This window comes from Cellulomonas sp. NPDC055163 (assembly GCF_053607065.1).
This window is the reverse complement of sequence record NZ_JBSGSU010000003.1, coordinates 270,530-296,093: the sequence shown is the minus strand read 5'-3', so window position 1 is coordinate 296,093 and position 25,564 is coordinate 270,530. Positions and strand designations below refer to the sequence as shown.

At 76.3% G+C, this 25,564-nt stretch carries 22 protein-coding genes and 3 riboswitches; of the genes, 1 reads left to right on the top strand and 21 read right to left on the bottom strand.

Annotated elements, in window-relative coordinates; genetic code table 11:
* Positions 1–88: 88 nt before the first annotated feature.
* The 4 genes from ACWFNE_RS07550 to ACWFNE_RS07535 all read right to left on the bottom strand — a co-directional run bounded on the left by ACWFNE_RS07550 (position 89) and on the right by ACWFNE_RS07535 (position 5,634).
* The gene (locus ACWFNE_RS07550) at positions 89–1,726 is read right to left on the bottom strand and encodes an ABC transporter substrate-binding protein (protein WP_452121812.1); all 1,638 of its coding nucleotides are present in this window, start codon (positions 1,724–1,726) and stop codon (positions 89–91) included.
* Positions 1,727–1,811: 85 nt separating this feature from the next.
* Positions 1,812–3,575 (bottom strand): dipeptide ABC transporter ATP-binding protein, encoded by a 1,764-nt coding sequence (locus tag ACWFNE_RS07545; RefSeq protein ID WP_452121811.1) that lies wholly within the window; start codon positions 3,573–3,575, stop codon positions 1,812–1,814.
* Positions 3,572–4,627 (bottom strand): ABC transporter permease, encoded by a 1,056-nt coding sequence (locus tag ACWFNE_RS07540; protein WP_452121810.1) that lies wholly within the window; start codon positions 4,625–4,627, stop codon positions 3,572–3,574. The genes ACWFNE_RS07545 and ACWFNE_RS07540 overlap by 4 nt, the downstream gene beginning before the upstream one ends.
* A 5-nt stretch (positions 4,628–4,632) precedes the next feature.
* Positions 4,633–5,634: an ABC transporter permease gene (locus ACWFNE_RS07535; RefSeq protein ID WP_452121809.1), complete on the bottom strand. Its 1,002-nt coding sequence runs from the start codon at positions 5,632–5,634 to the stop codon at positions 4,633–4,635.
* 251 nt (positions 5,635–5,885) lie between these two features.
* Positions 5,886–5,995, bottom strand: a riboswitch (SAM riboswitch).
* A 183-nt stretch (positions 5,996–6,178) separates the two neighbouring features.
* Positions 6,179–6,291, top strand: a riboswitch (SAM riboswitch).
* A 75-nt stretch (positions 6,292–6,366) separates the two neighbouring features.
* Here ACWFNE_RS07535 and ACWFNE_RS07530 point away from each other — a divergent pair.
* The gene (locus tag ACWFNE_RS07530) at positions 6,367–6,909 is read left to right on the top strand and encodes a flavin reductase family protein (protein ID WP_452121808.1); all 543 of its coding nucleotides are present in this window, start codon (positions 6,367–6,369) and stop codon (positions 6,907–6,909) included.
* Between the two features lie 153 nt (positions 6,910–7,062).
* Here ACWFNE_RS07530 and ACWFNE_RS07525 read toward each other — a convergent pair whose 3' ends face one another.
* From ACWFNE_RS07525 to ACWFNE_RS07445, 17 genes are all read right to left on the bottom strand, one after another.
* On the bottom strand, positions 7,063–8,184 hold the full coding sequence (locus tag ACWFNE_RS07525; protein WP_452121807.1) for an LLM class flavin-dependent oxidoreductase: 1,122 nt from the start codon (positions 8,182–8,184) through the stop codon (positions 7,063–7,065).
* 24 nt (positions 8,185–8,208) lie between these two features.
* Entirely contained in the window at positions 8,209–9,396 is a 1,188-nt protein-coding gene (locus tag ACWFNE_RS07520) for an LLM class flavin-dependent oxidoreductase (RefSeq protein ID WP_452121806.1), read from the bottom strand.
* Between the two features lie 60 nt (positions 9,397–9,456).
* Complete coding sequence (locus ACWFNE_RS07515) at positions 9,457–10,707, bottom strand: LLM class flavin-dependent oxidoreductase (RefSeq protein WP_452121805.1); 1,251 nt, start codon at positions 10,705–10,707, stop codon at positions 9,457–9,459.
* A gap of 106 nt (positions 10,708–10,813) precedes the next feature.
* Positions 10,814–12,004, bottom strand: coding sequence for an FAD-dependent oxidoreductase (locus ACWFNE_RS07510; protein ID WP_452121804.1), 1,191 nt, complete (start codon positions 12,002–12,004; stop codon positions 10,814–10,816).
* Between the two features lie 88 nt (positions 12,005–12,092).
* Complete coding sequence (locus ACWFNE_RS07505; RefSeq protein ID WP_452121803.1) at positions 12,093–13,097, bottom strand: ABC transporter substrate-binding protein; 1,005 nt, start codon at positions 13,095–13,097, stop codon at positions 12,093–12,095.
* 82 nt (positions 13,098–13,179) lie between these two features.
* Positions 13,180–14,019 carry an amino acid ABC transporter ATP-binding protein gene (locus tag ACWFNE_RS07500; RefSeq protein ID WP_452121802.1) on the bottom strand — a complete coding sequence of 280 codons (840 nt, stop codon included), beginning with the start codon at positions 14,017–14,019 and terminating at the stop codon, positions 13,180–13,182.
* Positions 14,016–15,173, bottom strand: a complete 1,158-nt coding sequence (locus ACWFNE_RS07495) for an amino acid ABC transporter permease (RefSeq protein WP_452121801.1) — start codon at positions 15,171–15,173, stop codon at positions 14,016–14,018. Before ACWFNE_RS07495 ends, ACWFNE_RS07500 begins: the two co-directional genes overlap by 4 nt.
* Entirely contained in the window at positions 15,170–15,820 is a 651-nt protein-coding gene (locus ACWFNE_RS07490; protein WP_452121800.1) for a GNAT family N-acetyltransferase, read from the bottom strand. Before ACWFNE_RS07490 ends, ACWFNE_RS07495 begins: the two co-directional genes overlap by 4 nt.
* On the bottom strand, positions 15,817–16,752 hold the full coding sequence (locus ACWFNE_RS07485) for a DUF1684 domain-containing protein (RefSeq protein WP_452121799.1): 936 nt from the start codon (positions 16,750–16,752) through the stop codon (positions 15,817–15,819). Before ACWFNE_RS07485 ends, ACWFNE_RS07490 begins: the two co-directional genes overlap by 4 nt.
* Before the next feature lie 28 nt (positions 16,753–16,780).
* Positions 16,781–18,163 (bottom strand): NtaA/DmoA family FMN-dependent monooxygenase, encoded by a 1,383-nt coding sequence (locus tag ACWFNE_RS07480; protein ID WP_452121798.1) that lies wholly within the window; start codon positions 18,161–18,163, stop codon positions 16,781–16,783.
* A 5-nt stretch (positions 18,164–18,168) separates the two neighbouring features.
* Entirely contained in the window at positions 18,169–19,332 is a 1,164-nt protein-coding gene (locus ACWFNE_RS07475) for an LLM class flavin-dependent oxidoreductase (RefSeq protein WP_452121797.1), read from the bottom strand.
* A 346-nt stretch (positions 19,333–19,678) separates the two neighbouring features.
* A riboswitch (SAM riboswitch) is annotated at positions 19,679–19,792 on the bottom strand.
* A 200-nt stretch (positions 19,793–19,992) separates the two neighbouring features.
* Positions 19,993–20,901 (bottom strand): hypothetical protein, encoded by a 909-nt coding sequence (locus ACWFNE_RS07470; RefSeq protein ID WP_452121796.1) that lies wholly within the window; start codon positions 20,899–20,901, stop codon positions 19,993–19,995.
* Between the two features lie 186 nt (positions 20,902–21,087).
* Positions 21,088–21,873, bottom strand: coding sequence for a hypothetical protein (locus tag ACWFNE_RS07465; RefSeq protein ID WP_452121795.1), 786 nt, complete (start codon positions 21,871–21,873; stop codon positions 21,088–21,090).
* Positions 21,870–22,508 carry an RNA polymerase sigma factor gene (locus ACWFNE_RS07460; protein WP_452121794.1) on the bottom strand — a complete coding sequence of 213 codons (639 nt, stop codon included), beginning with the start codon at positions 22,506–22,508 and terminating at the stop codon, positions 21,870–21,872. Before ACWFNE_RS07460 ends, ACWFNE_RS07465 begins: the two co-directional genes overlap by 4 nt.
* Positions 22,505–23,644, bottom strand: coding sequence for an amidoligase family protein (locus ACWFNE_RS07455; protein WP_452121793.1), 1,140 nt, complete (start codon positions 23,642–23,644; stop codon positions 22,505–22,507). Before ACWFNE_RS07455 ends, ACWFNE_RS07460 begins: the two co-directional genes overlap by 4 nt.
* Before the next feature lie 2 nt (positions 23,645–23,646).
* Positions 23,647–24,267 (bottom strand): hypothetical protein, encoded by a 621-nt coding sequence (locus ACWFNE_RS07450; protein ID WP_452121792.1) that lies wholly within the window; start codon positions 24,265–24,267, stop codon positions 23,647–23,649.
* A 148-nt stretch (positions 24,268–24,415) separates the two neighbouring features.
* Positions 24,416–25,426, bottom strand: coding sequence for an LLM class flavin-dependent oxidoreductase (locus ACWFNE_RS07445; RefSeq protein WP_452121791.1), 1,011 nt, complete (start codon positions 25,424–25,426; stop codon positions 24,416–24,418).
* Positions 25,427–25,564: the final 138 nt, after the last annotated feature.

The following is a 25,564-nucleotide window of genomic DNA, read 5'->3' as shown; positions in this document are numbered from 1 at the left end:
GGAGGTGCACCCACCCCCGGAACCGAACCGGCGCCTGTTTGTTCGTCCCCGGGGCGGCCCCGGGTGCGCGCACCCGGGCCCGGTCGCCTCAGCGGTCGAGCCAGGCCGACGTGAGCTGGTCGAGCCGGGAGTCCGCGCCGAGCTCCACGCCGTGCACGTCGGTGAGCGTCCCGACGATCGTCGTGAGCTCGTGGACCGGCACCTGCGCGCGGGTCTCGAGCAGCCGCTCCTGGACCTCGCGGACGACCTCCGTGCGGGCCTCGGGGTCGGGCACGGTGAGCTGCTCCTGCAGGAGCGCCTCGAGCTCCGGGTCCGCGACGCGGTAGTAGTTCGTCGCCGCCGACGAGTACTGCGTGCGCAGGACGTCGCCGTCGGCGCGGCTGAGGTTGCCCCAGGCGGCGTCGAACTGCCCTGCCTTGAGCCGCTCGGTGAACTCGGGGACCGTCCCGCTCCACAGGTTCACGCCGATGCCGACGTCCTTGAGCTGCTGCTGGATGAGCTCGAGCGACGTCTGGTTGGGCCCGAAGTTCGAGATCCAGACGACCTCCAGCTCGAGCGGCGCCCCGTCCTTGGCGAACAGCCCGTCGCCCTCGCGCACCCAGCCGGCGTCCTCGAGCACCTCGGCGGCCGCGTCCGCGTCCGTGGTGATGTCCGCGCTCAGGTCCGCCGCACCGGGCGTGGTGTGCGAGAGCGCGCTGCTCGCGACGGCGAAGTCCTCGGTGAGCGCGGTGTCGCGCACGACGTCGCGGTCGATCGCGAGCGAGACCGCCTCGCGCACCGCCGGGTCGGCGCCGAGCGCGCTCGCACCGTTGAACGACAGGCCGAAGACGATGCCCGGGTTGGCGCGGGTCACGAGCCCGAGCCCGGCGTCGCGCACGCCCGGGACGTCGGACGGGGCGATGCCGCCCGCGACGTCGACCTGCTCCGACGTCAGGCTGCCCGTGCGGACGCCGGCCTCGGGCAGGACCTGGAACGTCACGCCGTCGAGGTGCGCCGCCCCCGTGTTCTCCCGGCCGTCCGGACCCCACGCGTAGTCCGCGCGCGCGGTCAGCACGGTCTCGACGTCCTTGGTGTAGTGGTCGAGCACGAACGGCCCCGACGCGACGACCGCCTCGCCCGACGCGCGGTCGGCGAACGGCACCGCGAACGTCGACTCGCCCAGGATGCCGAGCGTGACGGACGACGCGGCCTGCGGGAACGCCGCGTTGGGGCGGCTGAACCTCACCTCGACGGTGTGCTCGTCGACGACGACCGACTCCTCGTAGCCGGCGAGCAGCGGAGCGGCCTGGCTCAGCGCCCCGGCGGCGACCGCGTCGTCGAACGTGCGCTTGACGCTCTGCGCGGTCAGCGGGGTGCCGTCGGAGAACGTCACGTCGTCGCGCAGCGTGAACGTGAACGAGGTCGCGTCGGCGTTCGCGGTCCACCCCGTCGCGAGCCACGGGCGCAGCGTGCCGTCCGCCGGGTCCTGCCAGAGCAGCGAGTCGACGAGCTGGCGCGTGACGTACCAGGTGTCGTTGCCCGAGCCGGTGCCGGACGGGTTGAGCGAAATCGGGTCGTTGCCGATCGCGAAGGTCAGCGACCCGCCCGCGACGGGCTCGCCGGACGTGCTCGGGGCCGCCGCCGGCTCGGCGGCCTGCGAGCCGCACGCCGCGAGCGCGAGGACGAGCGCCGGGACGGCCAGGGCGGCGAGCACCCGGGGGCGGGCGGGGAAGGACGGTGCGTGCATCAGGGGTCTCCAACGGTGCGAGGGGTGGGGGTTCGGGGGTGGGGTCGGCGGCCCGGCGCGCTCGGCGCCGCGCCGCACGGACACGTCACGAGGCGGTCCCGCGTGCGGCGGAGGCGGCGAGCGCGCGCCGGCCGGGGATCGCGCCGAGCAGCTCGGCGGTGTACGGGTGCTCGGGCGAGGCCAGGACCCGCTCGACCGGCCCCTGCTCGACGGCGACCCCGCGGCGCATGACGACGACGTCGTGGGCGACCTGCCGCACCACCGCGAGATCGTGCGAGATGAACAGGTAGCTCACCCCGAGCCGCGCCTGGAGGTCGGCCAGCAGGTCGAGCACCTGCGCCTGCACCGAGACGTCGAGCGCCGAGACGGGCTCGTCGAGCACCACCGCGGCGGGCTCGAGCGCGAGCGCCCGGGCGATCGCGACGCGCTGGCGCTGCCCGCCCGAAAGCTCGGCGGCACGGCGCCCGAGGGCCGACCCCGGCAGCGCGACGAGGTCGAGCAGCTCGGCCGCACGCTCCCGCCGGGTGCGCCGTGTGCCGACAGCCGCCACGCGCAGCGGGTCGGCGACGATCTGCTCGACCGACCAGCTCGGGTTCAGCGACGCGTACGGGTTCTGGTACACGACCTGGACCCGGCGCCGGGCCTCGCGCAGCGCGCGCCCCCGGGCGTGCGTCACGTCGACCCCGTCCACGAGCACCTGCCCGGACGTCGGCTCCGCGAGCCGGACCGCGAGGCGCGCGGTCGTCGACTTGCCCGACCCCGACTCGCCGACGAGCGCGACGGTCCGGCCCGGGAGCACCCGGAAACCCAGGCCGTCGACCGCGCGCAGCGTGCCGCCGCCCGCGGCCCGCGAGAGCGCGAAGTCCTTGACGAGGTCGCGGACCTCGAGGACCGGGACGGCGGGGGACGCGGCGGTGTGCGGCAGCAGCACGTCCGCAGGCAGCGCCTCGGCAGGTGCGCCGTCCGCTGCGGTGCGGGGCAGGGTGCGCGCGCGTGACGTCCGCAGGCTCGGCGCCGCAGCGAGCAGCGCCTGCGTGTACGCGTGTCGTGGCCGGCCCAGCACCTCGTCCGGCGTCCCGGCCTCGACGACGACGCCCTGCGACATCACGACGATCTGCTGCGCGCGGTCGGCCGCGACGCCGAGGTCGTGCGTGACGAGCAGCGCGCCCGTCCCGGTCCCCGTCGTGACCCGTTCGAGGTGGTCGAGGATCTGGCGCTGCACCGTGACGTCGAGCGCGCTCGTGGGCTCGTCGGCGACCAGCAGACCCGGCCCCGCGACCATGGCGACCGCGATGAGCACGCGCTGCCGCATCCCGCCCGAGAGCTCGTGCGGGTACTGCTGCGCGCGCACCTCGGGGTCGGGCAGGCCCGCCCGGCGCAGTGCCTCGACGGCCTCGACGCGCGCGGTGCGGCGGTCCGCGAGCCCGTGCACGCGCAGCACCTCGGCGACCTGCTCGCCGACGCGCACCACGGGGTTGAGCGAGACGGTCGGGTCCTGCGGGACGAAGCCGACCCGCAGCCCTCGCAGCGCGCGCAGCTCACGGCGCGGGGCCGCGAGCAGGTCCCGGCCGTCGAGCTCGACGCGGCCCGCGGTGACGTGCGCGGCGGGCGCGAGCAGCCCGACGACCGCGTGCGCGGTCGTCGACTTCCCCGAACCGGACTCCCCGACGAGCGCGACTGTCTGGCCCGCCTGCACCGTGAGCGAGACGCCGCGCACGGCGTGCACGGGCCCGCGGCGTGTCCGGTACTCGACCGCGAGGTCGACGACCCGCAGCAGCGGCGCGCTCTCCGGGGCGCCCGGTGCGCCGCCGGCGGGCGGGCCCGGGCGTGCGCTCGCCTGCGCGCTCACCGGTGCGCCCCGAACCGGGCGTCGAGCGCGCGCGAGAGCGTGTTCGCGGACAGGACGGTGCACGCGATCGTCAGCCCGGGCAGGGTCGTGAGCCACCACGCGGTCCGCAGGTAGTCGCGCCCGCCGGCGACGAGCGCACCCCACTCCGGCGCGGGCGGCGGCTCGCCGAAGCCGAGGAAGCTCAGCGCGGAGATCGCGAGCACCGCTCCCCCGAGCTCGAGCGCCGCGAGCGCCGCCACCGGCCCCGACGCGTTCGGCAGCACGTGCCGCAGCAGCACCCCGGCGGGGCGGGCGCCGTAGGAGTACGCCGCCTCGACGTACGCCGAGCCGCGCACCCGCAGCACCTCGGAGCGCATGACCCGGGCGATCGACGCGACGCTCGCGAGCCCGACGGCGACCGCGACGTTGACCGTCCCGAACCCGAGCGCCGCGACCACCGAGAGCGACAGCAGCAGGCTCGGGATCGCGAGCAGGACGTCGACGCCGCGCATGAGCAGGTCGTCGACGACGCGCCCGGCGGTCCCCGCGACGAGCCCGAGCACCGAGCCCAGCACGAGCGCGAGCGCCACGGCGACGACCGCCCCGCGCAGCGTCAGCCCGGTACCGTGCACGACGCGCGTGAGCAGGTCGCGGCCGACCTGGTCGGTGCCGAACCAGTGCGCCGCGGACGGTCCGGTGAGCTTCTCGGCCGGGACGCCGTCGAGCGGGTCCCCGGGTGCGAGCACCGCGGGGGCGAACGCGGCGACCACGAGGACGACGAGCCAGAGCACCGCGAGCGCGAGGCCCGGACGGCGCACGGGTGCGAGCGCGGCGGCGCGGACGGACGCGACGAGGGTGCGCGATGGTCGGCGGGCCGGCGTGGCCTCGACGCCGTCGGCCCCGGTGGTCGCGGGCGCCGCCGGGCCGGGCGCCGTCGGGCCGGGCGCCGCCGGGTCGGGCGCCGTCGGGCCCTGCGCCGTCGAGTCGCGCGGGTCCGGGTCCGCCGCGCGCGCGGCGGCCGTCGGGTCCACGGCGGCGGTCGCCCCCGCCGGTCGAGTCTCGGTCCAGGTCATGTCGGTCACGCTCCTGCGGGTGCGGCGGAGAGGAGCTCGGCCGGTCGGTCGGGGGCCGGCACCCGGGCCCCGCGGCGGGCGGTCGTGCGCAGCCGGGGGTCGAGGACGGGGTGCACGAGGTCGACGGCGAGGTTGACGGCGACGAACACCACCGCGGCGAGCAGCACGACACCCTGCACGACGGGCAGGTCCTGCGCACCGACGGACGTCGCGGTGAGCCTGCCGAGCCCGGCGCGGGAGAACACGGTCTCGGTCACCACGGCGCCCGAGAGCAGCCCGCCGACGACGAGACCGGTCATGGTGAGCGCCGGCAGCGCGGCGTTGCGCAGCACGTGGCCGAGGTGCACGCGCGCCGGTCCGGCGCCCTTGGCCCACGCGGTGTCGACGAACGGCTCGCGCAGCGTCCGCCGCAGGCTCGCGGACAGGACCTGCGCGACGACGGCGCCGGTCGGGAGCGCGAGCGTCAGTGCCGGCAGCACGAGCGAGGCGGGGCCCTTCTGCCCCACGGCCGGGAAGAGCGGGAACGTGAACGAGAAGACCTGGACGAGCGCGAGCCCGAACCAGAACGACGGCACCGCGACGCCGAGCGGCGGGAGCGAGAGCAGCAGGCCGGAGAGCGCGCGGTGGCGGGTCGCGTGCGCGGCGAGCGCCAGCCCGCCGCCCAGGACGAGGGCGACGAGGAGCCCCGCGGCGGCGATCTGGACGGTCGGCCCGACGGCCTCGCCGAGCAGCTCGGTGACGGGGCGGCCGGTCGCGACCGAGCGCCCGAGGTCGCCGGTCAGCACCTGACCGAGACGCTGCACGTACTGCGCGGGCAGCGGGCGGTCGAACCCGTACTCGGCGCGCACCGCGTCGAGCTGCTCGGGCGTGACGTCGGAGCTGTCGCCGCCGACGAGTGCCGAGACGGGGTCGCCCGGCAGCGCGAAGAGCACGAGGAACGACACGGTGTAGGCGGCCCAGAGCACGCCCAGCGCCTGCGCGACGCGCGCGGCGAGGTACCGCGTCACCGTGTGACGCCGGGTGCGCGGGCACCCGAGGCGGGGCGCGGGTGGGCAGGACGCGAGGACATGGGGAGCTCCCTGGGGGTGCAGGAGGGGACGGCCGGGCCGGGGTGCGCACGGGCTGCGCGGGGCGCGCGGGTCGCGCGCCGACGTCAGGACGTCAGCGACAACAGGCGGTAGGGCGGACGGCGGGGCGACGCGTCGCGTCGTGCAGCACCTGCATGCCACGCCTCCCGCTCGTGCCCGGCCGAGGCCGAGGACCGTGCTTGCGCCGGAGGGACCGGCGCCGGGTCGTCACCTGGAGCACCCCGCCGCACGGAGGGTTGCTGTCCGGCAAGCCAGGGCTCGTGAACCGGATCTCATGACCGGGGAGAGGAGTACCAGGCCGTGCGCCTCAGGCCACCACTTCGACGGGATCTTCTCGCACTGTGAGATGAGTGACGGACCGGATCGCGCGTTGCGTCGGCGCGCCGTCCGGCTCGTCTCACGAAGTGAGAAGTTCGGCACGATGCGCTGGCCTTCGCAGCACGGGTTGCTATACCTCCGCCGAGGTCACGAGCACCAGCACGCAGGCCCGGCTCGCTGGTCGGCAACCCCCAGTCACGGCGGGGTGCCCCGGGACAGACCTGGCTCTCCCCCGCGGGAGGAGAGCAAGCGTGATCCACCGACCGAGGAGCTCCCGATGTGCCCGACTTCCCCGACCCCACCGGCCGACCGCGCACACGTGGCGGTCGCCCCGTGACCGCGCGGTCGCTCGACCAGCTCGAGCGCCTGCTCGTGCAGCAGGACGAGCCGCAGCTCTCGCCCGAGCAGTACAAGGCCGTGTTCCGCCGGCACCCCGCCGGCGTCGCGGTCATCGCCTTCCAGGGCCCCGCCGGCCCCGTGGGCTTCACTGCCACGTCGGTGATCTCGGTGTCCGCGGCACCGCCCCTGCTCGCGTTCTCCCTCGCGTCGACGTCGTCGTCGTGGCCCGCCCTGCGCGACGCGACGACCGTCGCCGTGAGCTTCCTCTCGGACGCGCAGGACCACGTGTCCGCGCGGTTCGCGACGAGCGGCGTCGACCGGTTCGCCGGCGACGGCTGGCGTGCGCTCGCGACCGGCGAGCCGGTGATCGACGGTGCGGTCTCCTGGGTCCGCGGCCGTGTGCTCCAGCGCACCCCGGTCGGCGACAGCTACCTCGTCGCGCTGCGGGCGCTCGAGCACGGGACGGACGCCGGCGCGTCGGCGCTCGTCTACCACGACCGCGCCTACCACCGGCTCGGGGACCACACCGCCATCTGACCCGCGCACCGCCCCGCCACCGTCCCGGTCCGGGACCGTGGTGGGGCCGATGCGCGGCCGCGCGGGACGAACCGGCCCTCGCGCAGAGGTCATGGCGACGCCGGGTGCGGCCTGCGCACGGCACCCGGCGTCGTCGACGTGCCGGTCGCCGGCTCAGGCGGCCCCGACAGGCGTGCGGGTCACGGCGGTGAACCCCGCCGCGCGCCGGTCGTCGCGCTCGGTCCACAGGTCGCTCGACACCTCGGCCTGCACGACCGGGACCACCTCCTCGGCGAACCGCCGCAGCACGTCCTCCTGGTGGTGCGGCTCCAGGAGGTGGTTGATCGACACCGACTGCAGGTCGTGCCGGAAGCTCGCGTGGTAGTCGAGGATCTTCTCGACGACGCGCTCGGGGGACCCGACGAGGGCCGGTCCCCGCTCGACGGCCTCCTCGATCGTGCGGAAGCTCGTGACCTTCCCGACGGCCCCCGGCTCGTGCCGGCGCAGGTCGGCGCGCGCGACCATGCCCTCGTAGATCGGGCGGAACTGCTCGATCGCCTGCTCGGTCGTGTCCGCGAGGAACAGCCCGCCCGAGCCCGACCCGACGTACGCGTGGGCCGGGTCGTGCCCGTGCGCCTCGTACTGCGCGCGGTACCGGTCGATGAGCACGCCGTAGTTCTCGCGTGGCTGGAGGGCGTTCGCGCTCACGACCGGGTCGCCCCACCGTGCCGCGAGGTCGACCGCGAACTGCGACGTCGCCGAGCCGTGCCAGATCCGGAACGGCCCCGCGAACGGCCGGGGCAGCGTCGTGGCGCGCTCGAGGTCAGGCCGGTGGCGCCCCGACCAGCTGACCTCCTCCTGGCTCAGCAGCAGGCGCAGGAGCTCGTAGTTCTCCTCGAGGTACTCGTACTGCTTCGTGATGTCGAGGCCGAGCAGCGGGTACTGGAGCGTCTCGTTGCCCTTGCCGATGACGATCTCGAGCCGCCCCCGGCTCAGCTGGTCGACCGTCGCGAGATCTTCCGCGACGCGAACGGGGTCGAGGAGCGAGAGCACGGTGACGCCGGTGCTCAGCAGGATCCGCGACGTCCGGGCGGCGATCGCGCCGAGGATCACGGTCGGCGCCGAGGAGAGCACGTCGCCGGCGTGCCGTTCGCCCACGGCGAACGAGTCGAGCCCGACCTCCTCGGCGAGCACCGCGGTCTCGACGACGCGCGCCAGGCGGTCCGCGGGCGGCACCGCCTCGCCGGTCACGGGGTGCGGAGGGTTGAAGACGATGTCGAGCAGCTGGAAGCGCACGGGGGTTCCTTCGCGGTGGCCGGGTCAGCGGGTCGCCGACGCGAGCACGCCGTCGTCGGACGCGTCGGTGCGGCCGGCGGGGTCGCCGTCCTCGGGCGCCCGCGCGTCCGGGGAGGTCGCGGCGGCGGCGTCCCGGGCGGCGACCCCCTCCCGCACGAGCGGGATGACGTGCCTGCCGAAGTCGGCGGCGTCGTCCAGCAGGTCGTAGCCGCGGGCCGAGATCACGCGCACGCCCAGGTCGTAGTAGGCGAGCAGCGCCTGCGCGACCGTCTCGGGTGTCCCGACGAGAGCGTTGGAGTTGCCCGCACCCCCGGTGACCCGCGCGGTCGCCGTCCACAGGGCGGTGTCGAACCGGTCGCCCTGCGCGGCGATCTCGAGGAGCCGCTGCGACCCGGCGTTCTCGGGCGCGGCGCCGGGGGTCCGCCGGCCGGGCAGACCGCCGCTGCCGAGGCGCGCCTCGATGCGGCCGAGGATCTGCTCGGCCTTCTCCCACGCCCGCTCCTCGGTCGGTGCGATGATCGGCCGGAAGGCCGCGTGGATGCGCGGCGGCGTCGCGCGGCCCGCGGCGGCGGCCTCGCGGTGGATGCGCTCGATCTGCTCGGCGGTGCGGTCGAGCGGCTCGCCCCAGACCGCGAAGATGTCCGCCTCCGCGGCACCGACCCGGTAGGCCGCGTCGGACGAGCCGCCGAACGAGACCGTGGGCGTGCGGCCCTCGAACGGGGTGACGTCGAGCGTGAAGTCGCGGAACGCGTAGAACTCGCCGTCGTGGTCGAACGGCTCGCGGCTCGCCCACGCCCGCTTCACGACCTGGATGTACTCGCGGGTGCGGGCGTACCGCTCGTCCTTCGTGAGCGTGTCGCCCTCGCGCTGCTGCTCGTGGTCCGAGCCGCCGGTGATGAAGTGCACCGAGAACCGGCCGCGCGAGAGCTGGTCGAGCGTCGCGAAGGACTTGGCGGCGTACGTCGGGTAGGAGACGTTCGGGCGGTGCGCGAGCAGCAGCTCGATCGACTCGGTGCGCGCCGCGACGTACGCGGCGAGCGCGGCAGGCTCCGGACCGCTCGACCCGTAGGCGAACAGCACCCGGGTCCAGCCGTTGTCCTCGTGCGCGCGCACGAGGCGCTCGAGGTAGCCGGTGTCGAACGGTGCGGTCGTGCGCGCGGCGGCCTCGGAGGCGTCGCTGGTCGTGGCGATGCCGAGGAACTCGACGGGCATGGGGGTCTCCTGAGGGGTCGGGACGGGTCGGGGTGAACGGGTGTGCGACGTGGTCCGGGGTCAGCGCGCGAGCGCGTCCGCGACCGCGGGCGCGCCGGCCGAGAGGCCCCACGCGCCGGCCAGTAGCTCGAACGAGCGCACGGTGTCGCGCTTGTCGTGCGTGACCGTCGTGACGAGCAGCTCGTCGGCGCCCGTGACCCGCTGGAGCGTCTCGAGGCGCTCGACGACGGTGTCGGGGTCGCCGACGACGCGCGTCTCGACCCGGTCCCGCACGAGCTCGCGCGTCGCGTCGTCGAGCTCGTGCCACGGCGTCGTCGAACCCGGTCGCGGGTAGGCGACCGCACCGGAGCCGCTCGTCCGGATCGAGCGCACCCACGCGGGGAACGGCGCGGCAAGGCGCTGCGCGTGCGCGTCGTCGGCCGCGACGAGCACGTCCGCCGAGACCAGGACGTACGGCGCGGCGAGCACGCCGGGCCGGAACGCGGCGCGGTACGCAGCGACCGTCTCGAGCGTCGCCGACGGGCTCACGTGGTAGTTCGCGGCGAGCGGCAGCCCCAGCTCGCCGGCGACGCGTGCGCTCTCGCCGGGGCTCGACGCGAGCACCCACAGGTCGAACGCGGCGCCCTCGGCGGGTGGGCTCACGTACGCCGCACCGTCCGCGTCGCGGTACGTGCCCGCACGCAGCCCCAGGACGAGCTCGAGCTCGTCGCGCAGCGACGCCGGGGTCCGGCTCGCGCCGATCACGCGCTTCTGCGCGAGGAGCCGCTCGCGGAACGCCGAGTCGTTCAGGTCGATCGGCGGCGGTGCGGGGACGGGCAGGCCGTCGACGACCCGCGGCTCGGCCCGGGGACGCGGCGGCGGGGGCGGTGCGCCGCCGTCCGTGGGCGGCGGGCTGAACGCGCGGCCGACGCCGAGGTCGACGCGGCCGGGGTGCAGCGCGGCGACCGAGCCGAACTGCTCGGCCGCGACGAGCGGGCTCGTCGTGCTGAGCAGGACCGCCCCGGAGCCGACGCGCAGCCGCGACGTGCGGTCCGCGGCCAGTGCGGCGAGGACCGCGGGTGCGGCGGACGCGACGCCCGGCGCGAGGTGGTGCTCGGCGAACCACAGCCGGTGGTAGCCGAGCGCGTCCGCGGCGACGGCGAGGTCGATGCTCGCGCGGATCGCGTGCTGGCCGGTCGACCCCTCGCTGACGGTCGCGAGGTCGAGCACGGACAGCGGGACCCGGCGGGCGCCGGAGGTCGTGGCGCGGCCTGTCGCGTCGGGGGCGGGCGCGTCGAGGTGAGCCGTGGGGGTGGCGGTCGTGCTGGTCATGGGTGATCCTGTCGTCGCTGGTGCAGGGGTGCGGACGCGGTCGGCCGCCGGCGCCGGACGCCGCGGGGCGCGTCCCGGGGTGCGTCGCGGGTGCCCGGCCGGCGGGTCACGTGCGCACCGCGGCCGGAGGCCGCGCGGCCGAGTCGCGGGCGGTCGGAGCAGGCGCCGCGGCGAGCCGCCCGAGGGCGAAGCGTGCCGGCGCAGCGCCCGCCGCCGAGCCGGGGTCCGCGAGGTCGGCGAGCACGCGGCCGATCGCGGGCGCGAACTTGAACCCGTGCCCCGAGAACCCCGCCGCGACCACGACGCGCCCGCGGCGGTCGAGCACGAAGTCGTGGTCGGGGGTCGTGGTGTACGTGCAGGAGATCGGGTCGAGCCGGTCGGCGTCGGCGCCGGGCACCCAGCGCCGCACGTACTCCTGCAGCTGCGCGAGCTGCTGCGGTTCGGGGGCGAACGTCCGGCGGTCGGGGTCGGTCACCGGGCCGACGCCGTGGAAGCCGACCTTGACCCCGTCCTCCGGGCTCACCAGCCCGTACGTGCCGCTCGGCCACGCGTGCGGGAGGGCGGGCTGGTGTGTGAACACCGGCCACGTGGCGGCGTCGGGCGCGTCGGGGCGGAGGGCGAAGTGCGCGGGCTGCTCCTGCGTGACGACGAGCGGCGGCAGCCCGCCCGCCACCACCCCGGGCGCGAGCGCGGACGTCCACGCGCCCGCCGCGAGGACCACGGACCGCGCCCGCAGCACCCCGTCGGCCGTGTGCACGTCGACGCCGTCCGGCCGTTCCTCGACACGGTGCACCGGGGTGCGGTGGCGGACCACCGCACCCCGGGCCGTCGCCGCACCGAGGAACGAGGCGACGGCCCGGTCGGCGTGCAGCCGCCCGGCGGTCGCGGGCTCGTGCAGCACGTCGCCCTCGAACGCCAGGCCCGGCCAGCGCTCGGCCGCCTCGGACGCGGCGACCCACGCGTGCGGCACGCCCCGGGCGGCGAACGCGTCGGCCACTGCCCGCAGCTCCGGCCCGCCCTGGCTCACGCCGCCCGTGAGCGCCAGCACCTCGCCGGGCACGCCCGCCTCGTCCTCGAGCTCGCGCCAGAGGCCGAACGCCTCACGCGCGAGGTCGAGGTACTCGGGCGCGGCGTACGTCGTGCGGTAGATCCTCGACGTGCCGTGCGAGGCACCGCGCGCGTGCCCCGGCTCGAAGCGTTCGACGAGCACGACCTCGCGACCGCGCCGCGCGAGCTGCCACGCGGCTGCGGCGCCCATCACTCCCCCGCCGACGACCACGTGGTCGACGCGCGTCACCGCGCCACCCGCCGGTCGACGCGGGCGCCGGTGCCGGCGACCACGGCAGGAGCCGCCGCGCTGCGCCGCGAGGTCGTGCCCGCCCTCGTCATGACGTCTTCGGCAGGCCGGCCGGGTTGGTCTCCGAGGTCGAGATCGCCTCGCCCTCGAGACCCCAGCGCTCGAGGACCTCGGTGTAGGTGCCGTCCTCGATCGCGTGGTTGAGCGCCGCCGTGAACGCGGGCGCCAGGTCGTTGCCCTTGAGCGTCGCGGCGGCGATCTGCGCGGTCGCGGGCCAGCCGCCGTTGAGCGTGCCGACCACGGTGAAGTCCTGCGGCGAGACCTTCGCCTTGTACGCCGCGGTCGCGTTCGGGCCGAACGACACGTCGATCCGGCCGCTCTGCAGCGCCAGGATCGTGTCGCCGTCGTTCTCGAAGTACTCGATCGTCGCCGGGTCGAGGCCCGCCGCCTGGTTCTCCTCGTCCCACGCGAGCAGGATCTTCTCCTGGTTCGTGCCCGAGCCGACGGCGACCGTGAGACCGGCGACGTCCGCCGGCTCGTCGATCTCGGTGATGTCCTCGTTGCCCGCCTTGACGAGCCAGCCGAGCTCGTCGGTGCGGTAGGACGAGAAGTCGTACAGCTCCTTGCGCTCCTCGGTCACCGTCACGTTGGAGATCACCGCGTCGACGTCGCCCGACTGGAGCGCGAGCGGCCAGTCGGCCCACGCCTTGACCTCGAGCTCGAGGTCCTTGCCGAGCGCGTCGGCGATGAGCTGGGCGATGTCGGTCTCGTTGCCGATCGGCGTCTTCTCGTCGTCGGCGAGGAACGCCAGCGGCGCGACGTACGCGCTCACCGCGACCGTGAGCGTGTCGGTGTCGCGGTACGCCTCGGGCAGCAGCGCGACCGCCTCGGCGGACTCGGTCGTGTGGATGCGGTCCTGCTCGGGGCTCGTGTCGACCTCGAGGCCCGCCGCCTCCGCCGCGGCCTCGAGGTCGCTGCCCGCCTCCGCGTCGGCCTCGGCGCCCGACGCGCACGCCGCGAGCAGGGCGACGAGCGGGAGCGTGAGCGCGGCGGCGGCGAGCCGGGTGCGGCGGGCCGGGGTGGTGCGGGTCATGGCGGTGCCTTCCGTGGGGGTGGGGTGACGCAGGGGGTGCGTCGGTGGAGCGGAGCGGAGCGGTGCGGAGCGGTCCGCGCGGTCAGAGGACCTTGTCGAGGAACGCGCGCGTGCGCGGGTGCACCGGGGCGTCGAGGACCTGCGCGGGCGGGCCCTGCTCGACGACGCGGCCGGCGTCCATGAACACGACGTGGTCGGCGATCCCGCGCGCGAAGCCGATCTCGTGCGTGACGACGAGCATCGTCGTGCCGGTGCGGGCGAGGTCCGCGATGACGTCGAGGACCTCGCCGACGAGCTCGGGGTCCAGCGCGGAGGTCGGCTCGTCGAACAGCAGCACGCGGGGCCGGGTCGCGAGCGCCCGGGCGATCGCCACGCGCTGCTGCTGGCCGCCCGAGAGCTGCCGCGGGCGCGCGTCCGCCTTGTCGGCCAGGCCGACGCGGGCGAGCAGCGCACGGGCCTCGACCTCGACCTCGGCGCGCGGGCGGCCCTGCGCGGACACCGGTGCCTCGACGAGGTTCTCGAGCACCGTGAGGTGCGGGAAGAGGTTGAACGACTGGAACACGAAGCCGATGCCCGTGCGCTGACGCAGGACGTCCTTCTCCTTCAGCTCGCGCAGCGCGTCGCCGCGACGCCGGTAGCCGATGATGTCGCCGTCGATCGCCACGAAGCCGCGGTCGACGCGCTCGAGGTGGTTGAGGACGCGCAGGAGCGTCGACTTGCCCGAGCCCGACGGGCCGAGCACCACGGTCACGGTGCCCGGGGCCAGGTCGAGGTCGATGCCCGCGAGCACCTCGAGCGTCCCGTAGCTCTTGTGCACGTCGTGGACCTCGATGCGCCCGACTCCGGTGCGCACGGCGGGGGCGTCAGGCGCCGGAGCGGTCGCCGGTGTGCGGGTGGTGGTCGGCGCGAGGGTCGTGGTCACGAGCGGTCTCCCGGGGTCGTCGAGGTCGGGGCGGTGCGGGTGAGGTGGCCGCGCGGGGCGGCCCCGCGGGCGAACCCGGGCGGGACGTCCGCCGGCACCGGGCGCCCGGTCGCACGGGCCGCGAGCACCGCGACCGTCCAGCGCACGCGCTGCAGGGGGGTCGGGGGCAGGGTCCGCAGCGCGCCCCGTGCGTAGTACCGCTCGAGGTAGAACTGCGCGACGGTCAGCACGGTCGTGAGCACGAGGTACCAGATGGCCGCGACGAGCAGCAGCGGGACGACGCGCTGGTTGCGGCCGTAGATGACCCCGACCGTGTAGAAGAGCTCGCCGTACGCGAGCACGTAGACCACCGAGGTGCCCTTGACCAGGCCGATGATCTCGTTGATCGACGTCGGCACGACGGTCCGCATGGCCTGCGGCAGCACGATGCGCCACTGCTGGCGGGCGCGCGGGATGCCGAGCGACGCGGCTGCTTCGTGCTGGCCCTGGTCGACGCCGAGGATGCCGGCGCGGACGATCTCGGCCGAGTACGCGGCCTGCGAGAGCCCGAGGCCGAGCACCGCCGCACCGAACTTGTCGACGACGTCGAGCGTGCCGACCTCGGCGAACGCCGGCCCGAAGGGGATGCCGAAGGACAGCGTCGGGTACAGGTAGGCGAGGTTGTACCAGAGCAGGAGCTGCAGGATCAGCGGCACGGAGCGGAACACCCAGATGTACGCCCACGCGACCGACTGCAGCAGCGGCGACCTCGAGAGCCGCATGAGGGCGAGCACCGTGCCCAGGCCGAACCCGACGACCGCCGCGGCGGCGGTCAGGCGCACGGTCCCCCACAGCCCGCCGAGCACGGACGGCCACGTGAGGTACTGCGCGACGACGTCCCACTCCCAGTGCTCGTTCGTCACGAGCGAGCTCACGACCATCGCGAGCAGGACGGCGACGCCGGCGGTCGCGACCCACCGGGCCGGGTGCCGGGCGGGCACCACGCGCAGGCCCGCGAACGACGTCGCCCCGGGCGAGGACCCCGCGCCCGGCGCGCCGGGCAGCCCGCCGCCCCCCGGGTCCCCGTCCCCGTCCTGCGGCGGCCCGTCCGGGCGCAGCGGCGGCGGCGCGACGAGCTGGCGCGACTCGTCCTGGGGCAGCGACACGGTGCTCATGAGGTCTCTCCCAGCCACTTCTCGAAGGGCAGCGGCCCCGACGGCTGCACCGCCGGGTCGAACAGCGGCGTGTAGCCCGTGCGCAGGTACAGGGCGGCGGCCTCGGGCTGCCGCGGACCGGTCGTGAGGTAGACCCGCACGTACCCGGCGCGCGCGGCACGCTCCTCGAGCTCAGCGAGGACGACGCGGGCGAGGCCCCGGCGGCGGTGCGTGCTCGCGGTCCAGATGCGCTTGAGCTCGGCGGTCGCGACGGCGGGCGTGCCGTCCGCGGCGCGCGCGTCGCTCCGCGCGAGCAGCCCGGCGTGCCCGAGCTCGGGCTCGAGGCGCCGGCGGAACGCTCCGCCGGCGACCGGGGCCCCGTCCTCGAGCAGCAGCACGAGGTCGCCGTCGGGTGCCGCGAACTCGTGCGCGGGGTAGCGGGCCATCTCGGCGCGCAGCGCGTCGACGCCGAAGTGCTCGGCGTACCGCGTCGCGTACTCGTGCGCGAGCTCGTCGAGCAGCGGGCGAACCAGCGGGTCGTCGAGGTGCACGGACCGCACCTCGCGCACCGCGCCCGTGCCGGCGGTCGGCGTCCGCTCGGCGATCGGCGTCCGCTCGTCCACGGGCCCGGCCCCGACGTCGGCCGGTCGGGCCGTGGTCGTCGTCATCGCCCGGCCCCGGTGCCCGCGAACGCCGTCGCCGCGCCGGCGCTGTGCGGCGCGCGCTCGCCCGCCTCGACCGCGAACGGCACGTGGTTGCCGGCGACGGGCGCCGGGCAGGTGCCGTGGTCGCTGAACGCGAACGGGAGGTTGAGCAGGCGGTTCAGGTCGAGGCGCACGGTCGCCGCGGCACCGGCCGGGCGCTCGACGTGCAGCACGCGCCACGGTGCCGTGCCGGGAGCCTCGTCGGTGAGCAGCAGCGTCGCGTCCGTGCCGCCGGGCGCGCCCGTGAGGCGCAGCGTCGTCACGGTGCCGCCGTGCACGAGGTCGACCTCGCCGACGAGGGTCACGTGGTGGACGAGCCGCGGCTGGGCGGCGCCGACGGTCACGGGCTGCGGCTCGTCGTACCAGCGGACCGGGGCGTCGAGGACCCAGGAGGGGTCGTAGGCGAACGTCGCGACGCCGTCGAAGCCGAGCCGCTCGGGCGCCCAGGCGTCCCGGAGCCGCAGCGCGTCCCGGCCCGTCCGGCGCACGAGCTCGACCGCCACGTCGGCGGGCTCGCCACGCGGGTCGTCCGCCGGACGCCCGGCCGGCCGGAAGCGGGCCACGACCTGCGACCCGCCCTCGGGGACCGCGAAGTCGGCAGTGCCGTCGAGGGGCTCGTCCGCGCCGGTGAGCACGAGCCCGTCCGCGCGCTCGGCGACGAGGTGCACGTGGCCGGCCGGGTCCGTCCACCACGTGCCGGGGACGCCCTCGACGGGCGAGGGCCGCGAGGCGAGCCAGCGCAGGGCGACCGGGGTGAGCCAGCCGTGCGGCTCCGTCAGGGCACGCTCGCGCTCGGCGCGCCAGCGCGTCCACGCGAGCGGGGCTGCGGCCGACGGGTCGTGCGCAGCGGGCGCTGTGCTGGCCGAGGTGCCGGGTCGGGTCGTGGTGCTCGTCATGAGTGGTCCTCTCGGGGTGCGGTGGTGGTCAGCCGACGAGCGCCGCAGCGGCGCGGTCCCCGTCGGTCACGGCGGGACGGGCGAGGCCGAGGTGGTCGCGCAGCGTCGGGCCGCCGTACTCGGTGCGGAACGAGCCGCGCTCCTGCAGCAGCGGCACGACCTCGTCGAGGACGTCGTCGAGGCCGCCGGGGGTCAGGTGCGGCACGAGGATGAAGCCGTCGCTCGCGTCGGCCTGCACGTAGCGGTCGATCTCGTCGGCCACGTGCTGCGCGGTCCCGACGAACGACCCGCGCGAGGTGACCTCGATGACGAGCTCGCGGATCGACCAGCCGTGCGCCGCGGCACGGGCGCGCCACTCGGCCACGACGGGACGCGGGTCCTTGACGTGCCGCACCCGTCCCCGGGTGACGCCGTCGGCCTGCACGTCCGGCTCGACGTCCGGGAGCGGGCCCTCCGGGTCGTACGCGGTGAGGTCGGTGCCCCACACCTGCTCGAGGAAGGCGATCGCCGTCGGGCCCGGGACCTGCTGCAGCCGGATCTCGCGCGCCCGCTCCTGCGCCTCGGCGTCGGTGCCGCCGAGCACGACCGTCGTCGCGGGCAGGATCTTGAGCGAGCCCGCGGGCCGTCCGGCGTCCGCGAGCCGTGCGGCGACGTCGCGGTAGAACGCCTGACCGGCGTCGAACGTCGAGTGCATCGAGAAGATGACGTCCGCCGTACGGGCCGCGAAGTCCCGGCCCTCCGCGGAGTCGCCCGCCTGGAACAGCACCGGGTGGCCCTGCGGGCCGCGCGGCGTCGTGAACTCCCCGCGCACGTCGAAGTGCCGGCCGTGGTGCTCGACGGGCCGCACAGCGCCGGGCCGCAGGAACACCCCCGCCTCGGCGTCCGCGACCACGGCGTCGTCGTCCCACGAGTCCCACAGGGCGCGCGCGACCTCGACGAGCTCCGCCGCGCGCTCGTAGCGCTCGGCGTACGGGAGGAAGCCCCCGCGCCGGAAGTTCGCGCCCGTGAACGCGTCCGGAGAGGTCACGAGGTTCCACGCCGCACGCCCGCCCGAGAGGACGTCGAGCGTCGCGAACTGCCGCGCGATCTCCCAGGGCTCGTTGAACGTCGTGCTGATCGTCCCGGCGAGCCCGAGCCGCTCCGTGACCGCCGCGAGCGCCGCGAGGACCGGCAGCGTGTCGGGCCGCCCGACGACGTCGAGGTCGTGGATCAGCCCCTTGTGCTCGCGCAGGCGCAGGCCCTCGGCGAGGAAGAAGAAGTCGAGCTTCGCCGCCTCGGCGCGGCGCGCGAGGTGCTCGAACGACGCGAAGTCGATCTGGCTGCCCGAGCGCGGGTCGGTCCAGACGGTCGTGCTGTTGACGCCCGGGAAGTGGACGCCGAGGTGGATCTGCTTGCGCGGCCGGTTCGTCATCGCGGTCACGCGATCGCGGCGGAGTAGCGGCTGGCGGGCCGGCGCAGGTTGAGCGTGTCGCGGAACGTCGCACCCGGGTACGCGGAGCGGAACAGCCCGCCGGCGCGCAGCCGCGGCACGACCTCGTCGACGATCTGCGCGACGTCGGTGTGCAGCGACGCGGGGCGCAGCGTGAACCCGTCGGCGGCGCCCGTCTCGGTCCAGTCCTGGACGAGCTGGGCGAGCCCGCGCGCCGTGCCGACGTGCGCGAACGATCCGGTCTCCCAGCGCGTGCCCTCGAGCGACTGGAGCAGGTCGAGGCGTGCCTGGGCGCTCGCCTCGTCGGGGCCGAGGACCACGAGCGCGTCGACCAGCACGCGCAGCGACCCGGGGTCGCGCCCGGCGTCGGCGGCGGCCGCACGGACCTCGGCCCGGCGGGCTGCCGCGTCGGACTGGCTCGTGGCGCGGATGCGCACGACGTCCGCGTGCCGGGCAGCGAGCGCGAGCGACGCGGTCGACTGTGCACGCACCACCACCGGCGGCTGACCCTGCGGCGAGCGCGGCGTGATCGACGGGCCCTTGACGGCGAAGTGGATGCCGTCGTGGTCGACGTAGTGCAGCTTCGCGCGGTCCACGAACCGGTGGGTCGCGACGTCCCGGATCTCGGCGTCGTCCTCCCAGCTGTCCCAGAGCCGGCGCACGACCTCGACGGCCTCGTCGGCCTCCGCGACGGCGTCGGGCTCGCTCTGCGCGGGCTTGCGGCCGAACGCGGCGGCGACCTCGTCGGTCGTGGACCAGCCGACCTGCCACCCGGCGCGGCCGTGGCTGGCGTGGTCGACCGTCTGGATCGCCTTCGAGACGTGGAACGGCTCGGTGTGCGTCGTGTCGACCGCCGCGACGAGCCCGATCCCCCGCGAGCGGGGCGCCAGCCGGGCGGCGACGAGGACCGCGTCGAGCCGTCCGCGCAGGGTCGTCTCCCGGCTCGGCTGGAGCGCGAAGGAGTCGTCGAGCAGGACGAAGTCGAGCGCTCCGCGCTGCGCCGTCTCGACGAGCTCGACGAGCCGCTCGGCGTCGAACAGGCGGCGGGCCTCGGAGCCGACGGTCCGCCAGGCGGCGGGGTGCGCTCCGGCGTCGGACAGGTCGAGCCCCAGGTGCACGGGCGGGTTCGCGGTCGGGTCGGGGCGGGTCATGGGCGTTCCGTTCTGCGGGTACGGGTGCGCCGGGCGGTGCGCCGTGGTGGCGCGCGGGAGCCCGTGGCGTGCGGGTCGACCGCTGAGCACGCGCGGGGCGCGCGGCGGCACGTCGCGACGGGCAGCGAGGTGCCCCGGGACGTGTCAGCGGGAAGGGTGCGGGCGGTCAGTGCCGCCCGGTCACGAGGAGGTCGTGCTCAGGCGAGCGCGCTGCGACAGCAGGTGAGCGCGCGGCTGCCACCCGGCGGACAACAGGACGTGCGCGGTCGCGCGTCCGGTCCGGCGGCGGTGGGTCGCCCGCTCATCTCGTCGTCTCCTTCATCCGGTCGGCCCGTGCCGACCCGGTGGCGCATCGTTGTCGAGAGCGCTGCCGCCCGCGACCAGGTCCTCACCCGGGGCACCCCGCCGTGCGGAGGGTTGCCGTCCAGCCAGCCGGGGCTACGCGCTGGAGCTCGTGACCTACCCCGGCCCAGGGACCGTGGTGCGGGGAACCTAGCACCATCACGTGAGCGGTCAACGGTTTCGCGGAAATGCTCAGATGCTGGACGTCGTGTCCACGGCCGGCGGCCCCGGGTCGTCGGCACGACGGAGTGACCCCGGGCGCGGCGTCGCGCCCGGGGTCGGGAGGAGGTGCACGGCGGGACCGGCCGCCCGGCGGGGTCAGCCCTGGAGGTCGGCCCGGAGCTCGGGCAGGAGCGGGCTGCGCACGGAGGCGGCCCCCGTGGACGTGACCGGGAACGAGCCGTACACGGCCGTCACGTCGACCAGGAGGTGCACGGTGGTCGTCGCGAAGAGGCGGACCGTGGGACGGCCCTGGAACAGGCCGACGGCCGTGACGGCGAAGTTGGCGACGTCCTGGTTCGCGCCGTAGTTGATCGACGACGTCCCGGGCCGGTCGACGCCGTACGGCCACATGATGACGTGGCCCGGTGCGGCGCCCTGGGTCACGGTCAGGTTGAGGAACACGCTCGCGACGTCGAGGTCGCCCGTGGCGGTGTGCAGCGCGAGGTCGATCGTCGAGCCCCCGACGATGCGGCCCGCGGCGTCGAGCGCGCCCGGCGTGCGCCCGACGATCGACGCGCGCCCCTCCGCCGAGCGGGTGTCCAGCACGCGCGTCGGCGCGGGCGCGTAGATCATCGGCAGGTACGAGACGAGGTCCTGCAGGTCGAGGTTCGTCACGAGGTAGCCCCGCTCGACGCCCGTGCCGTCGCGGTCCAGCCCGATGAGCGGACCCGCGGCGGTGTTCTTGATCTCGCCGACCTGCGGTGTCCACCCGGCCGGGTCGGACGGCTCGAGCCGGAGCTGCGCGCCCGTCGGGTTGGCGAGCGACAGGGCCGGTGCCGTGCTCGTCGCGGTCAGGCGCGTCCCCGCCGTGCCGGCGTCGGTCGCCCGCCCGGCGAGCAGCGGGTCCCCCGCAGCGGCGGACGCGGAGGTCGAGCCGATCGCGGTCGCAGCGGCGGCCCCGGCGACGGCCATGCCGCCCATCCGGAGCAGCCGACGGCGCGAGACCTCCGGCGGGGTGACGTCGTGCGCCGCCGTGCCCTGCGCGGTGGTGTCGTCGGTGCTCATCTGCGTCCCTCTCTCCGGGCGAGCCGGCACGCCCGCGCACCCCCGTGCGCCACGCGCGTCGCCGTCCGGTCAGGACCGGCGGGATCGCGGGTGGTCGGCGTTCACCGTCACGCTGCTCACCCCTTCATCGGCGCGTGCGGGTGAATCTTGAGCCGTCCGCGGGTCCGACTCCGGGGACGGCGCGCCTCACCGGTCGCCGGGCACCGACTCCCCCGGCGCGACGGGCACGGGCTCGCCGTCGAGGATCATGCGGCCCGCGCGCGCCTTGGTCTCGAGCGACTCGCTCCGCCACAGCGCGTTGAGCGCCTCCACGTCCTCGGGCGTGTAGCCGGCGTCCCAGAACGCCGCCCGCGCCCGGTCCTCCTCCGACGCCGCGGGGTCGAGCGGCTCGCTCTCCGGGTCCGGGTCCGGGTCCGCGGTCCGGGTGCCCTCGGGGACCGGGGGGACGAGGCCGTCGAGGAGCATCTGCCCCGCGCGCGCCTTGGTCTCCGTGGCGTCGGTGCTCCACAGCCCGGCGAGCGCCTCGACGTCCTCCGGCGTGTAGCCCGCGCCCCAGAACGCGTCGTACTGCTCGCGCGTGTACCCCGCCGGCATGGCCGACCACTCGAGGCCGACGGCCTGCGCGACATTCTCGACCGCGCGCGCGACGTCCGAGTAGGGGTCCGCGGCGGCTGCCGCACCCGCGCCGGCGACCGCGAGCGCGGACGTGACGACCCCCGCGACGACGACGCGACCGCCGCGCCGCCGGAACTCGGTGAGCGACGTCGGCTCGCCAGCCCCGGCGCGGTCGGCCGTGGCGAGCGCGGCCTCGAGGCGCGCGGCCACGACGGCCGGGTCGGGTGCGCCGGACGCCCGCGCGGCGAGGGCCCGGGCCAGGCGTGCGGTGAGCTCGTCGTCGGTCGGGGGGCGCCCGGGGTCACCGGGCGGACGGCCCCGGCCGGGGTCGTCGGTGGCTCGGACGTGCTCGCTCATCGCGTCTCCGGTCGGGTCGTGGGTTCGGTGCGGCGCAGGGTCGCCAGGGCGCGCGAGGCGTGCGAGCGGACGGTCGCCCCGGACGTGCCGAGGACCCCCGCGATCTCGAGGTCGTCGAGACCCTCGTAGTAGCGCAGCACGAGCACCGTGCGCTGGCGCGGGGGCAGGGCCTCGAGCCGGCGCCACATCGCGTCGTCCTCGACGACGTGGTGCGCGTGGTCGCCCTCGGGGTCGAGGTGCGCGGCGAGAACCTCGTCGGCCGCCGGCCGGATCGTCCGCACGTGCCAGCGCCGCCGCCAGGACAGGTGCTCGTTCGTGACCATGCGCCGGAGGTACAGGTCGGGACGCTCCATGAGGGCGATCCGCGTCCAGCGGACGTGCGCGCGCAGGAGCACCTCCTGGACGAGGTCCGCGGCGGTGTGCCCGTCGCCCGTGAGGACCGTCGCGTACCGGAGCAGGCCCGGCAGGTGGGCGCGCACGACGTCGTCGAGCGCGCTCGCGGGACGCGCGGGTCCGAGGTCGGGGCGCGCCGGGTGGGCGGGACCGGCCGGAGGTGCGGGCCGCGTCCCCGGTCCGGGCGCGACGGTGGGCACGGCGCCGCTGTCGGGTGCGACGACCCGGAGCCACGTGCTCATCGGTGGACCCCCAGGAGGTCGTCGAGCGCCGCGGCCGGGTCGTCCACGGCCCGCTCCCCCGGCCGGGGCAGCGGGCGGTCGTCGAGGCACCGGGCCAGCAGGGCCTCGACGAGCGCCGCGCGCCGGGCGATCGCGCGGCCGTCGAGCTCGCCGGGCAGGAGGCGGACCTCCAGGGTGTCGCGCTGCGGGCGGTCGGTCACGAGCTGGGTGAGGTTGACGTCCGCGAACTTGGTGAGCCCCAGCGGGCGCGCCGCCGCCTGCAGGCGCGCCCAGCCGGTCGCGCCGTCGGCGTCGGGCCACGGCTGCTCGACGAGCGCGAGGAGGGCGTCCGGGAGCGCGCCGAGCCGGCGGCACGCCGGGTTGGTGCCGAGCGCCGACCACAGCACGTCGCGCCACGACCCGAAGAGGCGCACGACGTTCGCGAAGGCCTCGACCCGGCGGAACGGGCCGCCGTCGACGTGCACGTGCACCGCCGCCTCGTGCGGGACGGTGAACCCGAGCGCGCGCGCCGGTCCGAGCAGCCGCTCGAGGGCCGCCGCGTGGTCGTGCTCGAGCGGCGGCGTGACGACCTCGCACGGTCGCTCGCGTCCCGGTGGGAGCGGCATCGCGACCGCGACGGTCGTCCCGGTCGCGTCGTTGACGCGCGTGGCCGCGGGGTACACGTCCGCCGCGACGCCGAAGAGGTCGGCGACGCCGTCGAGCACAGTCGCGAGCGGGGCGTCCGGGTCGGCGTGGCGCTCGACGAGCCGCAGCAGGCGCGCGTCGTCGCACAGCACCCGGTACCAGCCCCGGTGCCCGGCCGTCCGCGCCCCCGCGCGGCCCACCGCCAGGTCCGCCTCGATGGTCGTGTCGTCGACGAGCCGCGCGACGGGGAGCCCGTGCGCGTCCTCGACGTCGAACGCGGGCGACAGGTGCCGGAACACCCCGACGCCCGGCACCGCCGACGGCTCGCTGTCGGTGTGGAACGACCGCCGGACGCGCCCGGCGCAGCGCGCGGCGAGCTCGTCCGCGAGCGCCTGCCGGTCGGACCCGGCGGGCGCGAGCAGCTCGATCTCGAACCCGGTGCGCCAGGTCGGCTCGTGCACGTCGATGGTCGTCTCCTCGCCTGGCGGGTCGTCGGTGGTGCCGGGCCGCACGGTCAGGACGCGGCAGGGGCGGTGCTGCCCGGGGCCACCGGGACGGCCTGCCCGTCGAGGATCATCTGCCCCGCGCGGGCCTTGGTCTCGATCGACTCGCTGCTCCACAGGTCGTTGAGCGCCGCGAGGTCCTCCACGGTGTAGCCCGCGTCCCAGAACGCCGCGAGCTGCTCCTCGGTGTACTCGACCGTGCCGATCGTCCCACCGCCGCTGCCGGTGCCGGACCCGTCCTCGACGACGGGGCTCGGCGCGATCGGCAGCTCCTGGCCGTCGAGGACCATCTGGCCCGCGCGGGCCTTCGTCTCGGTCGTGCCGGTGCTCCACAGCGCGCCGAGCGTGTCGACGTCCTGGGGCGTGTAGCCCGCACCCCAGAACGCCTCGTACTGCGCCTGCGTGTACCCCTCCGGCATGAAGGACCAGTCGACGCCCGCGTCGTGCAGCGCGCCCGCGACGGCCTGCGAGACCGCCGAGGTCGGGGCCACGGCCATCGCCGCCCCGGCGCCCGCGACGGACAGCCCGGCGGCGACGACCCCCGCGGCGACGATGCGGCGGCCGCGCGGGTGGGCGGTGGGGGCGGTGCTCGGGCGGGCGGCGGCGGTCGGGCGTGCGGTGGTCGGTTCCATCGGGTTCCTCCAGCGGGCGGTGCGGATGTGCTTGCCCCCTTAGAACGCGGCTCGACGCCGGGATGTGGAGCGCCTCCGAGAACCGGTCGCGCGCGCCAGACCTGCGGTCGCTCGCGAGGGCCGCGGGCGTCGCCGCACCGCCCTCGCGTCAGAGCACCGCCGCGAGCGCGTCGAGCGCGGCGAACGGGTCCTCGCCCACCGGGATCAGGACCATCGACGCGACGCCCGCGTCGTGCAGCGCGGCGATCCGGGCCCGGGCCTGCGCCGGCGTCCCCGTCACGGCGAGCTGGTCGACCCACGCGTCGGGCATCCGCTGCGCGAGGTCCGCGCCGCTCGCGCACGCGTCCCGCAGCTCCGCGAAGTCGGCCGCGAACGGCAGCGGCGCGAGGTGCGGCGCCCAGTCGGCCCCGCCGATCGCGGCGAGCCCCGGGCGCACGGCTGCGCGCGCCGCAGCGCCGTCGGCGTCGACCGCCGCGACCGCGTAGCCGACGATCCGGTGCTCGCCCGTCGCGCCGATGTGCCGGCGCGCCTCCGCGACGTACTCGGGGGTGACCGGCTCGGCGAGGACCGTGCCGTCGGCGACCCGGCCGGCGAGTGCCAGCGAGCGCGGGCCGCGCACGCCGGCGAGCAGGCGGGGGACGACCCGCGGCGGGGAGGACAGGCGCACGCCGGTGACGTCGACGTGGCGCCCGTGCGCGTCGAGCCGCTCCCCGCCCAGCAGCGCCCGCAGCGCCGTCAGGTGCTCGTCGAGCAGCGTGAGCGGGCTCGTGGGCCACGCGCCTGCCTGGCGCATCCACCCGGGCATCCCGTGCCCCACGCCGACGTCGAGACGCCCGGGGAAGAGCTCGGCGAGCGTCCCGACCTCCATCGCCGCGAAGGCGACGTTGCGCGCCGCCGCCGGCAGGATCCCGACGCCCACGCGGATCCGCTCGGTGACCGCGAGCGCGACCGCGGCCTGCGCGACCCCGCCGCGGAACTCGAGGTCCTCGACGACCCAGAGCTCGTCGAAGCCGAGCGCCTCGGCACGCCGCGCGAACCGCGTGAAGCCCTCCGCGGGGAGGTCGCGCGGGAGCATCACGCCGACCGCGCGGCGGTCGTCCCGGACGCTCGCCGGGGTGGTCGTCGGGGTGTCGCCGGCTGTCGCGTCGGAGGTGGTCACCCGGCTGATCCTGGCACGTCGCACGCCCCCTCCGAGGACGCCCGGGAGGGCGCTGGCGCAAACGTCCGTGCGGCCTCACACTTCACGTGCACCGCCCCCCGATCCCCGCTCGGCACACCCCCCGAGACCCCCCGAGAG

Bases quoted from the DNA above. Each gene is read 5' to 3' on its own strand.
- ACWFNE_RS07540 (WP_452121810.1), bottom strand. From the start codon at position 4,627: ATGACCTGGACCGAGACTCGACCGGCGGGGGCGACCGCCGCCGTGGAC.
- ACWFNE_RS07485 (WP_452121799.1), bottom strand. From the start codon at position 16,752: ATGACGAGCACCACGACCCGACCCGGCACCTCGGCCAGCACAGCGCCC.
- ACWFNE_RS07450 (WP_452121792.1), bottom strand. From the start codon at position 24,267: ATGGAACCGACCACCGCACGCCCGACCGCCGCCGCCCGCCCGAGCACC.
- ACWFNE_RS07505 (WP_452121803.1), bottom strand. From the start codon at position 13,097: ATGACCCGCACCACCCCGGCCCGCCGCACCCGGCTCGCCGCCGCCGCG.
- ACWFNE_RS07490 (WP_452121800.1), bottom strand. From the start codon at position 15,820: ATGACGACGACCACGGCCCGACCGGCCGACGTCGGGGCCGGGCCCGTG.
- ACWFNE_RS07550 (WP_452121812.1), bottom strand. From the start codon at position 1,726: ATGCACGCACCGTCCTTCCCCGCCCGCCCCCGGGTGCTCGCCGCCCTG.
- ACWFNE_RS07475 (WP_452121797.1), bottom strand. From the start codon at position 19,332: ATGACCCGCCCCGACCCGACCGCGAACCCGCCCGTGCACCTGGGGCTC.
- ACWFNE_RS07515 (WP_452121805.1), bottom strand. From the start codon at position 10,707: ATGACCAGCACGACCGCCACCCCCACGGCTCACCTCGACGCGCCCGCC.
- ACWFNE_RS07465 (WP_452121795.1), bottom strand. From the start codon at position 21,873: ATGAGCGAGCACGTCCGAGCCACCGACGACCCCGGCCGGGGCCGTCCG.
- ACWFNE_RS07520 (WP_452121806.1), bottom strand. From the start codon at position 9,396: ATGCCCGTCGAGTTCCTCGGCATCGCCACGACCAGCGACGCCTCCGAG.
- ACWFNE_RS07460 (WP_452121794.1), bottom strand. From the start codon at position 22,508: ATGAGCACGTGGCTCCGGGTCGTCGCACCCGACAGCGGCGCCGTGCCC.
- ACWFNE_RS07470 (WP_452121796.1), bottom strand. From the start codon at position 20,901: ATGAGCACCGACGACACCACCGCGCAGGGCACGGCGGCGCACGACGTC.
- ACWFNE_RS07495 (WP_452121801.1), bottom strand. From the start codon at position 15,173: ATGAGCACCGTGTCGCTGCCCCAGGACGAGTCGCGCCAGCTCGTCGCG.
- ACWFNE_RS07480 (WP_452121798.1), bottom strand. From the start codon at position 18,163: ATGACGAACCGGCCGCGCAAGCAGATCCACCTCGGCGTCCACTTCCCG.